The sequence below is a fragment of the Chitinivibrionales bacterium genome, assembly GCA_014728215.1.
Lineage (GTDB): Bacteria > Fibrobacterota > Chitinivibrionia > Chitinivibrionales > WJKA01 > WJKA01.
In genome coordinates this window covers 1-11635 of record WJLZ01000082.1, presented here as the reverse complement: position 1 = coordinate 11635, position 11635 = coordinate 1, and the positions used below count along the sequence as shown (strand labels likewise).

Annotated in this window: 13 protein-coding genes and 1 tRNA gene; 10 read left to right on the top strand and 4 right to left on the bottom strand. The window is 44.7% G+C overall.

Going from position 1 to position 11635, the window contains the following annotated elements; all coding sequences use genetic code 11:
- The 3 genes from GF401_06015 to GF401_06005 form a co-directional block, all read left to right on the top strand.
- Nucleotides 1–1120 (top strand): GAF domain-containing protein (locus GF401_06015; GenBank protein ID MBD3344598.1); only part of this gene is annotated, 1120 nt, incomplete at its 5' end.
- Between the two features lie 437 nt (nt 1121–1557).
- The gene (locus GF401_06010) at nt 1558–2187 is read left to right on the top strand and encodes a hypothetical protein (protein ID MBD3344597.1); all 630 of its coding nucleotides are present in this window, start codon (nt 1558–1560) and stop codon (nt 2185–2187) included.
- Between the two features lie 2 nt (nt 2188–2189).
- On the top strand, nt 2190–2462 hold the full coding sequence (locus GF401_06005; protein ID MBD3344596.1) for a hypothetical protein: 273 nt from the start codon (nt 2190–2192) through the stop codon (nt 2460–2462).
- A gap of 229 nt (nt 2463–2691) precedes the next feature.
- On the opposite strand, the gene GF401_06000 is transcribed toward GF401_06005, so the two are convergent.
- On the bottom strand, nt 2692–4044 hold the full coding sequence (locus GF401_06000) for a response regulator (protein MBD3344595.1): 1353 nt from the start codon (nt 4042–4044) through the stop codon (nt 2692–2694).
- 598 nt (nt 4045–4642) lie between these two features.
- On the opposite strand from GF401_06000, the gene GF401_05995 reads away from it, so the two are divergent.
- The 7 genes from GF401_05995 to GF401_05965 all read left to right on the top strand — a co-directional run bounded on the left by GF401_05995 (nt 4643) and on the right by GF401_05965 (nt 9596).
- Nucleotides 4643–4714 (top strand) — tRNA-Thr (locus tag GF401_05995).
- A 75-nt stretch (nt 4715–4789) separates the two neighbouring features.
- A complete protein-coding gene (pilO, locus tag GF401_05990) occupies nt 4790–5359 on the top strand; it encodes a type 4a pilus biogenesis protein PilO (GenBank protein ID MBD3344594.1) in 570 nt (189 codons plus the stop codon).
- A gap of 9 nt (nt 5360–5368) precedes the next feature.
- Entirely contained in the window at nt 5369–5863 is a 495-nt protein-coding gene (locus GF401_05985; protein MBD3344593.1) for a hypothetical protein, read from the top strand.
- 199 nt (nt 5864–6062) lie between these two features.
- Nucleotides 6063–7343, top strand: coding sequence for a hypothetical protein (locus tag GF401_05980; GenBank protein MBD3344592.1), 1281 nt, complete (start codon nt 6063–6065; stop codon nt 7341–7343).
- On the top strand, nt 7336–7746 hold the full coding sequence (locus tag GF401_05975; protein MBD3344591.1) for a hypothetical protein: 411 nt from the start codon (nt 7336–7338) through the stop codon (nt 7744–7746). Before GF401_05980 ends, GF401_05975 begins: the two co-directional genes overlap by 8 nt.
- A complete protein-coding gene (locus GF401_05970; protein ID MBD3344590.1) occupies nt 7743–8279 on the top strand; it encodes a prepilin-type N-terminal cleavage/methylation domain-containing protein in 537 nt (178 codons plus the stop codon). The genes GF401_05975 and GF401_05970 overlap by 4 nt, the downstream gene beginning before the upstream one ends.
- A 72-nt stretch (nt 8280–8351) precedes the next feature.
- Entirely contained in the window at nt 8352–9596 is a 1245-nt protein-coding gene (locus GF401_05965; protein MBD3344589.1) for an anaerobic sulfatase maturase, read from the top strand.
- 35 nt (nt 9597–9631) lie between these two features.
- On the opposite strand, the gene GF401_05960 is transcribed toward GF401_05965, so the two are convergent.
- The 3 genes from GF401_05960 to GF401_05950 form a co-directional block, all read right to left on the bottom strand.
- On the bottom strand, nt 9632–9862 hold the full coding sequence (locus tag GF401_05960; protein MBD3344588.1) for a hypothetical protein: 231 nt from the start codon (nt 9860–9862) through the stop codon (nt 9632–9634).
- 37 nt (nt 9863–9899) lie between these two features.
- The gene (locus GF401_05955) at nt 9900–10472 is read right to left on the bottom strand and encodes a hypothetical protein (GenBank protein MBD3344587.1); all 573 of its coding nucleotides are present in this window, start codon (nt 10470–10472) and stop codon (nt 9900–9902) included.
- Nucleotides 10473–10725: 253 nt separating this feature from the next.
- On the bottom strand, nt 10726–11262 hold the full coding sequence (locus GF401_05950) for a hypothetical protein (protein ID MBD3344586.1): 537 nt from the start codon (nt 11260–11262) through the stop codon (nt 10726–10728).
- Nucleotides 11263–11635 lie beyond the last annotated feature (373 nt).

Sequence of the window (11635 nt, the reverse complement as noted above, 5' to 3'; positions counted from 1 at the left end):
CTCCATTAAAACAATCCATGAGCTTGTTGTACTCAATATTACGAACATCATCAAGGCACAATCGGTGGTTATCTATCAGTTTCATGATGATAAAGCCATTAATCTTACACGGTGTCGTGATGGTGTGCTCTATCATGAAAAGGAGTCCCTCGTTCCCTGTTCTGCCTGCAAAGTAATCCTTGCCCATGGCCGCTCTTCTCAGATAACCGGTAATCTTACGAGGGAATTCTCTGATAGTTGTTGTTTTGCAAGCAGCGACTATCGTTCTTATATCGGAATTCCGATTCGTAGCTATTCTTCCAACCCGGTGGGTATGATATGCGTTATGCGTAGAGAAGAAAAGCCTTTTTATGAATATGAAATACATCTGATAGAAATATTTGCCCGTTATATCGCCTACGAGATTTCAAGGCGAAGGATGGAACGTCAGATGCTTCAATCGAGGGAAATGAAACTTTTAGGGCAGCTGACCTCTGGTGTTGCTCATGAAGTCAGAAATCCGCTCAATGCATTAATGGCGCTCAGTGAGGCACTTTTCAAACGCATTGGAGACGATAGTGAATATGAGCAATATATGAAACATATCAAAAATCAGATTGACAGGCTCTCAACGTTGATGGAAGATCTTCTGGCCCTTGGGAGGCCCCTGCGGAAAGATGATTTACATGAGGTTTCCGTATCAAATCTTTTATCCGATGCCGTCACGAACTGGCAACAGGTGGCCCTGGAGCGAAATGAAAGGGTGAAAATGATGGCCATCCCCCGGTCGGAAGATATTAAAGTCAATGTGGATACAACAAAGCTTCAGCAGGTATTTCTGAATTTGCTGGATAATGCTGAACAGCATATGAATGATGATGGCGCGATTACAATAAAGGTGTCGGATAAAGACGAGCACTATGTGCGTATCCAGTTTTGTGATACCGGGTCGGGAATCGGACAGAAAGATTTACAGCACGTTTTCGATCCCTTTTTTACCACCCGGAAGGGAGGCACCGGACTCGGCTTGAGTATCGTGAAAAATACCGTCGAACATCATGGTGGAAAAATCAGCCTGTTTAACAACGATCCACAGCCGGGATTAACGGTCGAAATCAGCTTACCGGTGTCGGCTGGATGATCAGAGACAAGGCTGAGTATCGAGCTGATGAAATTAAGAACAGATTGAAAGTGAACCAGGGGTGACCGGAAACCGGAAATAAAAAGACCTTCCAAAGAATGCAAATTATTTTTCTAAGAAATGCAAACCTCCGACTCCACTTCTTGCTTTTTATAGCTTTTATTCTTCATTGGTGATGGCATAAAAATTGCTACCTATCGGTATGGTTCGATTATGGGGTAGTGCAGACATTGCCCAGGCGTTCGAATCGATGCAGCTGGAATTGATTCATGCTAACCCTGCAGCATAAGAAGCCAACGTCGGTCTCTTTTCGTTTTTGCTGCGATATATTCCGGATCGGTGGCTCGGTGGTTGCCTGCAGAAATCGATTACCAATTCTTTTAACGAATAAAATGAAGCAAAATGGCTAATTTAACATTAGGTGAAGGTGCTGAAAAATGAATTCAACTTCTCAATCATCTCCGTCCAAAACAGCGCAGGCGAAAATTCGGGACAAAAATAAAAAGCCTGCACTATGGCAATTTTCCAATAATCAGGCGATTAGTGATTATCTCAATTTTGCAATTCTTCGAGCATGCGAGGCATTGGAAAAATATGCCAATGCTGCAAAGATGGTTTCCACTCCCAAAGAACGGAATCTTCTGAAATACATGGCCAGGCGGAAGCGCTATCAAGCCATGAAATTGCAGAGCGAATTTCCGGAAGCATGTTATTTCATGCAGCAGAATGCTGAGACCGACAGTGGTACATCGATAGCGAATTATCTCCTCGATGTTAATCTCAAACCTCTGGATAACCTTGAAGATACCTTTTTTTACATTTTGAGAAATGAACGAAAAATCCTGAATATGTATAAAAAATTGATTCAGCTTGAAAAGGATTTTGAAGTGAAGGTTCTCTTTAAATACCTGACCAAGCTGCAAAGTCAGGATATTCAATGCCTTGAATGGGAATTTGCCCGATTAAAAAAGAATGAAAAAACCATGCAGGATGTGATATGCAATGGGTCGTTAAAAACACTCTGTACGGGCAATATTAACAAAATTCATCAAATTTCAGGGAGCTGATTATGACCAGAAACGTAAAGAAGAAGAGAGTACAGTTTGATGTTCATGCAGAACCGGATGCTGATGTTTTTGTAGCGGGATCTTTCAACGATTGGAATCCCAAGAAAAATAAACTACGACCCAAAAACGGCGGGTATTCAACTAATATTCTCCTTCCCAAGGGAACATATGAATACAAGTTCGTCGTGAACGGTTCATGGTTAAACGATCCTCAGTGTGATACGCAAAAAACCAATGAGTATGGATCGGTAAATAGTGTTGTTTCTGTTCAGTAGATTTTTAAATGCTTATGCTGTCCCAGAGATAACAGTCCATTAGAAAAGCAAAGAACAATTAAGTGCCTGGTTAAGCTTAAAAATAGAGGATAGATTAGGTGAGACGATGAAAGTGGGTTGCAAGCAATTGTGGCCCAACTTTCATTATAATTCCCGCTCAACAATCCCCTTCATGAGCATATCTTTTTAAAGCGTAGAAAAAGTTCGCATATCGTTCTGCTTTTTATTCTCAAACCTGCATACCGGATGGTTCCTCGACATGCCCGATCTGGCTCAGTTTCCGGTAGAGGTTTGAAAATGACATTCCTAATGCCTTACTGGCCTTTTTCTTGTCACCGTTATATTTCCGGACAATGCTTAAAATATGCCTGTTAGTCAATTCGTTCAGATTTTCGACATCCTCATAGGTTACAGTGATGGGTTGACTTGTGGTAAGTCCGGGGAAGTGGTGGATTGTAAGTGGTTCTCCACGGGCAAGAAGGAATGCCCGCTCAAGCATGTTCTTCAGCTCCCGGACATTGCCCGGCCATGAATACCTCTTCAGAGTATCGCTTACCTGATGGGAAAGCGGAAAATGGGTATAGCCAAAACTTTTCAGAAAATAGGCGGCCAGTCCGGGAATATCATCGATTCGCTCGCGTAATGGAGGTACGATGACAGGAAATACGCATATTCTGTAGTAGAGATCATTTCGGAATTTTTGTTCTTTTGTTGCCCGAAATAAGTCGCGGTTGCTGGCGCAAATAAGACGGAAATCGCTTTTTCGTATCTTATTCTCGCCGATACGCCTAAACGATTTTTCTTCAATAGTTTTCAGTAGTTGCGCCTGTACCTCGAGATCCATATCACCAATCTCATCCAGAAAGAGCGTGCCGTTATCGGCAACTTCGATAAGTCCTTCACGATCCTTTATCGCCGATGTAAAAGCTCCCTTGACATGGCCGAACAGTTCGCTCCGAAGGAGCTCGCCTTTTAAACTGGAACAGTTGAGTTCCACAAAGGCTTCCGATCTGCGTTCGCTGTTGTCGTGTACCCATTTAGCCAAAACTCCTTTACCTGTGCCGGTTTCTCCCTGAAGAAGAATTACCGAATTGTTGGCCGCAGCCAGCGCGGCATAGTCGAGGAGTTCGGTAACAGGTCTGCTTCTTCCGAAAAAAGGTTCTTCACTTTTGGAAAGCCGTTGCTGGATAACACTTCGCTTACGCAGGACCTTCAATTCGAGGCTTTTATCAAGCGCGTTTTTCAGTTCATCCATTTCCACCGGCTTGGTAAGGAAATTTTCTGCACCGTTCTTGGTCGCCTGGACTGCTGTAGGAATATCACTGGTACCGGTGATCACAATGATCGGTATTTCCGGATACGCCTGCTTCTGCTGAGGTATCCAGTGGAGGGAGTTACCATCGGGAAGTTTCAGATCGAGTAAGATAGCATCAAAACCGCCCTGTTCAGCTTGCGCATGGGCTTCTTTTAATGTCGTTGCCGATTTGACCCGATAACCCGAATCGGAAAGGAAACTTTCGTAGCCGAACGCCGCTGCCTCGTCATCTTCAATAATTAAAACACATGGTTTATTTGAAAGCATAAAATATCCCCGAATTGATTAAAAATATCACCAGAAAATAGCTATATAAAGCTACTCCTGTAACTGTTTAACGGAAAACCCTAATTTATTCGAAATGCAGCAATAGAATGAGTCTGACTCTTCACCTCTAGCCTATGAAGAATATAAAATATTTGATGGCAAATGAGAATAATAGTGCTAAAGTAATGATTTATTTATTCTTTAGCATTAGAATCATTTGCAGTATTGTTTTTGGCATAATTGTTTGCAGGTAACATTATTTCATGCTCTTTTTTTCTCCGGAATAGCAACCGGCCATCTGAAAGACCGGTTGCTTGTTGTGAATGAAAGTATATCCGGCAATGGAACTCATAAAGGGTTATGCAGTGAAGCCTGAAGAGGGCGGAAAGAATTGAAGGCAGTGCTGTTGACGGGGAATGATACTGACGGAATTTTGATAATAGTAAACCTGATGATTGTGCCGGTGGATATATCACCGTTCCTGATGCTTCAAAGCCACCGGCACAGTATCCTTGAATTCCATTTTCACCCTCGAATGGCAAAACCTATTTTAACTTAAAGAAATATATCTAATACCAGATACGAATTAATTTTCCAAGCCGGGATGGCTCAGTGGTAGAGCAGCTGATTCGTAATCAGCAGGTCGGCGGTTCGAATCCGCCTCTCGGCTTAAATAACCATAGATACGTCGTTTGATAACCTCTGCTGCTACTCCATCCACTGCAGCAACGGCATCATTTCAGTTTTGATTTATATTACTGGTATGCTCAATCGAATCAGAAAAATAATCAATAACGAACTTCCCGCTCTTCTTGCGGTCAGCGCCGCGCTTTTTGTTTTTATCTATAGCCTGGGATATCTGGTCTTTCCCCTGTGGGGCTCTTTGCGACAGAAGCAGAATGAGATAGCCCAATATAAAGGCCTCCTTTCATCGAGTGACGGGTATGCGACAATCAAGGAGGGGATCAAAAATAAACATGCTCTTCTGGAGAAAAAACTCGAGGACCTCAGTACCGGTTTTGCCGATCCTCAGAATTTTTCGGGGCTTTTGCAGATGCTGATTGCAAAGGCCGATAATGCCGGGATTCGATTTGTTCGTATGGAGCCGGAGGAAGAACTTGTTAAGAAAGATTATATATTGTACCCGGTAACATTGGAGATGTCGACCAATTATAATTCTTTCGGACAATTTGTTTCATCTTTAGAAGCCACTCCTCAATTGGTGAGTGTAGACCGTCTGGGGATTGCTGCGGATGAAGGACCTAAGATAACCGCCACAATACGAGTCACCTGTTTTCTAAGGCCAAGGGCATAGAGCAGACTTATGAATACACCGTTGTCAAAAATGATCGCGTTATGCATTATCGTTGTACTCCTGGCACTCAGCTTAACCCAGGCTTTCAGGCTGGCGGAATCTCCACAGCAGCAAACATCTCAGCAGAAAACCCTCGCCCCTGTACCGGGAATGACCGATCAGCCCCTTGTCGAGAAAGCGCTTACGACAACTGCTTTAGCTGAAGGGTTCAAATACAGCGGCATTCATACAAGTCCATTCAAATCTCTCGAAAAGGGGCATATCGCTCCCAGAAAGACCGGCGGTGGTAGTAAAAAAAACAACTATGTCCGCAATAAATTAACGCTCAAAGGAGTGCTCTTCAAGAAAAAACCACTGGCTATCATTGAAGATGAGAGTGGAAAGTCTCATATCTGCGGTATTGGCGATGACGTTCGTCAGCAGAAAATAATTGCAATCAATGAAGAGGGCATTAAACTCCGCGACCCCCTTGGCCTGTATGAAATTCCTGCCCAGGAAGAATAGCAGTACCGGAATATCCGAGAGACTAAACCGACAAGGTTCCGCTCTTCCCGTTGTTTTGTTCTTCTGTGTCTTTGCACTCATTACGGTATCAATCTACCTTTTCACACAATCACGGACAGTCAAACCCGCTGCAGCGCATCTTCACAATGTTCAAGCGCTTCTCAACGCCCGTTCCGGTATATGGAAAGCATTGGAACAGATGAATGACACACTCGGGATTGATACGCTCCCGGAACTGAACGCCAACGATTCCAGCTTTGGTGGAGATATGTTCGAGATATCCGATGAAGAACTGGCTGCCATGGAAGGTCAGTTGGTTCCGAACGGAGGTGCGGTAGAACTTGATCTCTTTTCATCCGATTCTTTCGGCACCTGCGAAGTATCCCTCCGGTCATCCGGTATCGAACGGGAACTGGTCTCGGTGGGGAATTATCTTGATCAGTACCAGCAGGTTACCGCAAGTCTTGGTGGAAAGCTGTTTTCTTCTCCGGATACAACGCTGTATCTGGAATCGGCGACACAGCCCACCGGCGGCAATTTCGGAGGGGAGTTCAAATCGCTTGCAAATCTCAGCCCCAAAGCAACCAAGAGCTTTTCTCGCGTGGTCCGTAAAAATGAACTCAGTGAGCTGATCAGCTATTATCAGCAGGAACTCCTTTCCGGTGATACCCTGATCCGCGATATGCCCCAAACAATTCATTATAATGACGAACTTCAGGAGATTCCCGATGTTGTTAACGGCCCATTGTTTATCGACGGCCAGATGAGCGATATCGAATGGAATGAAGATCGGCGGATCGCCGTTCTGGGAGACCTGCAGTTTACCGGGACGTCACTTATTGAAAACATGGAGTTTATCGTCAATAATGAAACAAAGATATTCGATCAGGCCCAGTTCCGGAATGTTGCCATATTCTCTCAGGGAAAGGTGACAATAGGCAATGATGTTATTTTCCATGGTAATGTGATTTCACTCAATAATATTATTGTTTATAATGATGCCCGTATTGAGGGGAAAAGTATTTTTGTGAGTTCGAGCAAACAAAAAAAAACGCAAAAACAGAATTCGATTATCTATTCTGTTGAGTTTTCGGAGCGTGCTTCTTTTGACGGCACGCTGATTTCTCTTGGCACCTCGTATTCTCTTAAGACAGGGCAGGATGTACTTATTCAGGGACTGGTCTGGGCTGATGGCTATGTATGCCACCAGGGTGTGTTTCGCGGCACCATGAAAGCAAAAAGCCTGGCGGATTGTATGGCGGAAATACCCGCCGCTCATCCTGCGCCTTCAACAAGTAAAAAGAAAGGAGGAATAATTCAGCCTTCTATGGCTCCTCCTAATGTGCTCATAGGAACTATTGAACCCTTGATGGATATCTCCGATTACCATTTTCCGTTTTTCATAGGCGATCTGAGCATTTTGAGCTGGGAAGAGCGGATGGCTGGTGAGGATGAGAGTGGGGGATATGGGTATGAGTGAGATTAATACCGGTTTACTTTCAAACAGACGGGGCCTTACCTTTGCCGAGGCCATGATTGCTGCGGCGATTCTGGGGCTTGCGGTAACAGCTATTATGGGCGTTCTTGTGACTGCCGACAGGATTCGGGGACGAAGAGACCGGGTTGCAAGTACCGCCTTTGTGGTCAGCAATGAAGCCGAGCGGATCAGAAAGACCGCCGCCCGGTGGGACAGTCTGAATGATACGGTATATGAAGCTATGGTAAATAATATGACTTTTGAAGTTAATCGGAAGGTTATTCCGGTCGATCCGCTGATCATTCAAAAACCACCCTATGCAAAAGATATCGAAATAACCGTGCGTCGTATCCATGAACAGGAAAACACCAAAGTGTTTCGTATGATTCAGGGATATTCAAAATGATGAATCGAGTTCACGAGCATAGAAGGCCTTTTTGCCGCGGGGTAACGCTTCTGGAACTGATGGTGGCGATAGCGGTGAGCGGACTTATCGTAACGATCGTCTATACTTCATGGGCCTTTATCTCCCGCCATACTGCCTCAAATAAAAAACAAACCCAGTTTCGGGTAGAGACTGAAAATGCGGCGCGGCGAATACTGTCTCAAATACGGCGTTCATCACGGGTATTATATTTCGATGAAACCTCTGTCGCCTTTATAACACCTTCAAGCGGTGATACGGGACGGTATGTTTATGATGGCGAAACACTCTTATATAACGGCGATTCATTGTCCTTTCTTTCGGCTGATATCTTTGTAACCGATTTTCTGGTCGAAAAGGAGGAAGAAGATGATCTTACTGCAACATCAGATATCCTGCTCAAAGTCTATTTCCGCTTTGAAGACAATAGAGGTAATGAAAGCATATTCGAACTTCAGACAATGGCCCACTATTCCCAGGAAGTGGCAGATGAATTCAATATGGGGTTCTGGTAAACGTTACTTAAAAGAGAGGATGCAGAAAAATAAAGTATATTTTTCTTTTTACCTAAATATCCATAAAAAGCAATGAAACCATTTACACTTCTTGTCAAACCGGCCTCAGGATTATGCAATATCGATTGTACGTATTGTTTTTATAAACGGGTACTCGATGAACTCTATCCTGAAAAGAATGATGCCCTCAAGATGTCTCCTGCAACCGCAGAGAAGATGATCCGTAATTATCTTCAGTGCGGGTTTCCACATAACGCTATCTGCTTTCAGGGCGGCGAGCCACTTCTGATGGGGCTTGATTTTTATCATAACGTCATTGAATATGAAAAAAAATACGGCAAAACAGGCCAGACTATCGGGAACAGTTTCCAGACCAACGGTCTGTTGATTACCGATGAGTGGGCCCGTTTTTTCAAGCAGTACAATATGCTGAACGGGCTCAGCTGTGACGGACCCCGTCATGTTCACGATCACTACCGGCTTAATTTTACCGGAAAAGGGACATTCGATAACGTGATGAAGGCTGCTGATATCATGCATAAAAACGGGGTTGAATTCAATATTCTTTCCATGATTACCGCCCATAGTGTACAGCATTTAAAAGAGATCTGGTCATTTTTCAGAGAGAACAATCTAAATTTCCTTCAGTTCATCCCTTGTCTGGAAATCGATCCTAAAACAAAGAAGCCGGCCGAATTTTCGGTTACCGGGGAGCAATACCGCGATTTTCACAAAGGGCTTTTCGATCTCTGGTTTGAAAATGGCTATCCTGATGTGTCAATCAGGTTGTATGACGACATTCTCATGTATATGCTCGATGGTGCTCATCAGGGATGCTGTTTCAAGGAAGCCTGCGACTCCTATTTTCTGATTGAACATAACGGTGATGTCTACCCCTGTGATTTTTTTGCCTATGATCGGTGGAAACTGGGCAATATCAACAATGATGACTATGTCTCTCTGGCCGGACTCAGAAAACGCCATGAGTTTGCCAACCGGAAACGGGTTGTGCCCGGGGGGTGCAGGGGATGTGAATTTATCGATTTCTGCCGGTGCGATTGCCCGCGGTTCCGGCTCTTCAACAATGGAAATCCTTCAACCCGCAGTGTCCTGTGTCCGGGCTTCCGGGAATTTCTCAAATATTCACGAAGAAGGTTTGTGGAAATAAAAGAAGATATCCTCAGGCGCCGTGCAGAACATAATGCACGTATGGGCCAACCCGGCCCGGCTCCTCAGATACCCGGAGATTATCCCCGGAATGCGCCATGCCCGTGCGGAAGTGGGAAAAAATCTAAAAAATGCTGTGGTGCGAAATAAAAAAGAATCGAGACTCGGTATGTTTCGCCCGAGGTTCAGGTCTCGTTCGTTTCTTTATCGCCGCCACTCTCATTCGAACCGTTGTCTTTCAAAATATGCGTGCTTCCATCGTCGGTGTTATACCAGAAAAGCAACGCATCGTGATGAGTCGTGAACGATTCGTCGAGATCCTTTACGTTTGCAACTGGGCGGATGCTCCCGTGACGTTTTTTTGCCGCTTTAATAAGCAGCTTCTTTCGATTGTTAAGAGGTTTTCTTTCTTCCATTTTTCGCCTGTAATGTGTGGTCGGATAACTCTGCCGGCTACCACATCATGAATGTGAGGCCTACATTCAGCTTGAATTCGTCCCAGTCGCTGAAATTGCCCCGCATTTCGGTAAATAAAACCAGATCGCTTTTGATAATGAAATCGGCGCCGCCGTATAAATTCAATCCGGCACTCGCCTCAACATCGTCTCTGTCGGCTTCAGTGGGAAATTCAAAATCGACATCCCATATTTCAATCTCGATCATCGGAGCCAGACCCACAAAGGGACGGACCTTAATGCTCTGAGGTATGGGAGGGTAATAGCGGGTGTCAAAAGCGTTAATGTTGATTTCCATGGCAAACTGGTCCCGGAAATCTTCAGTATCGCCGCCGATCCATATAGCCAGACTCGGATAATAATGGAGTTCTCCCGCTCTGCCGATACCAAAGGCGATATCGCCATGGCCGCCAAAATTAAATGCCAGATCTACATCTTCCACAGGATAATCAGGATCAGTAACAGCGAATCCTATCTGAAACCCGATTCCGCTTCGATCATAACCCTTTGTTGCAGAAAAGGCCGAGAAAACAGCAACCAGTATAATTATCCCCACGAGTCTCTTTGCCATAGCAATCTCCTTTCATGCTTAGAGTAGCTCTATAAGCAATATAAATTATTTGCCATAAAAAAAGCAGCAGCATACCCGTGGAAGAATATTATTTCGTTTTACACTGCAATAATAAACTCCCGGGTACCTATAGTTAATAGATGTTATCCGGTATAATGCAATGGGGCAAAATGGAGTAATGGGGGGATTTCAATTATTTGATGTTAATCCCCATTACTCCACAATCTCTTTCTCCGATTCCATTTCTTGACAATCAATCGGGTCCCGGGCCGAGTGTATCGCTGGTGTCGGGCGGCGTTGTCGAATCTGGAGGCGTCGTCGAATCTGGAGGCAACGGCGTTGGTGTCGGGACTTTATCGAAGGGATTGTCGGTTGTGTCGGGTGGTGGCGGGCCGGGTTCGACGATTACAGTTTCGGTGCCTTTACTTGGAGATGAATGCACATAGGTCATACCGATATCCCCGTATCCTGAGGGACCAAATATGGCCGGATCAAGCGTAAGACGATAACTGACATAATAATTCCAGTTTGGACAATCGGGATTAGGCGTATAACTTTCATCGGTGGCCGGTGAATTGGTTGTATAGGAGTCGCAGCCGTAATAGTTAAAGTTGTCATCCATCGAAGAGCCATAGGAAATGACATCATCCATGGAACCATAGCCGTCATAAATAAACCCGTCGCTTCCCTGCTGAGTTGTCGGTCCCAGGGAGGAGTATCCCGAGGATGCACCGGGATCGGCGCTGAGAAGATCGAGTTTGCCCCAGAACACGAGCGAGTCTTCGAGCATAAACTTCTTCACGATGCAACCCAATGTCAACTTTGATATAAATAGAATGTGACGCCAGGAGGTCGCTGCTGATTTCATTTCTGAATTGATAGACGGCTGAAAAATCGCGGCCGTTGTTAACGCCGGGGGCATTCATACCGAGCGCAAGCCCCCAGTACTCAAGTATATCTTCGCCAAATCCTGCATAGCCTTTGATATTCATCAATCTGAACAGCCATATACCCATCTGGCTGGCCACATCCCATTCCAGTGAAGGTGATTGCCCGCCGGTGAAAAGCTCGGCATCCTTTACCAAATCGGAGATATCCACCTGCCAGTCCATTTCGATAAAATTTTCAAGAAAAGATGAGTGGAGCAATGCTTTTATCTGAGT